This window comes from Aequoribacter sp. (assembly GCF_965659035.1).
Classification (GTDB): domain Bacteria; phylum Pseudomonadota; class Gammaproteobacteria; order Pseudomonadales; family Halieaceae; genus Aequoribacter.
In genome coordinates this window covers 550-1,086 of the sequence record NZ_CBFHWH010000189.1, presented here as the reverse complement: position 1 = coordinate 1,086, position 537 = coordinate 550, and the positions used below count along the sequence as shown (strand labels likewise).

Here is a 537-nt window from a genome sequence, read left to right as displayed (position 1 = left end):
AGTTATAGCGTCCGCCACGGTTGACAAATTTTTGTAATACGGAATGATACGCCCCTCATTTGGACTCTGTAGGTCAGTACTCATGCGTTGGCAAATGCGCTCGAAAATTCACAAGGCAACGGTCACCCAAGCCGACTTGGATTACGTGGGCAGTATCACAATTGATGCAAACCTGTTAGATGCCGTAGGCCTGTGGCCAGGCGAGAAAGTGCTGGTGGTCAGCAATACATCTGGTGCGCGTTTAGAAACCTACACGATTGAAGGCGAGCGCGGCAAGGGCGATATCTGTGTCAATGGTGCCGCGGCACATCTGATCGGTCCAGGCGAGGACATCATTATTATTGGCTTTGAGTTGAGCGCCGATAAAGTGCACCCCAAAGTCATTTTGCCCTCACCCGATAACCGCGAATTCCGCTACATTATCGAAGAGCCCAAAACGGTCTCTGAGTCGTTTTAAAGCGAACGGCCGAACACTTGCCCGGCCCGACCTACTCCCTGAACTCTAGTTCACCCAAATCGGCGACGACCAAGCGCGCT

At 52.1% G+C, this 537-nt stretch carries 1 protein-coding gene; it reads left to right on the top strand.

Going from position 1 to position 537, the window contains the following annotated elements; all coding sequences use genetic code 11:
- The first annotated feature begins 82 nt into the window (after nucleotides 1-82).
- Nucleotides 83-457 (top strand): aspartate 1-decarboxylase, encoded by a 375-nt coding sequence (gene panD / locus ACTF5Z_RS12290; RefSeq protein WP_423850412.1) that lies wholly within the window; start codon nucleotides 83-85, stop codon nucleotides 455-457.
- Nucleotides 458-537: the final 80 nt, after the last annotated feature.

What these genes read in the sequence shown, in the direction of transcription:
- panD (WP_423850412.1), top strand. Translation starts at nt 83, where the DNA reads ATGCGTTGGCAAATGCGCTCGAAAATTCACAAGGCAACGGTCACCCAA.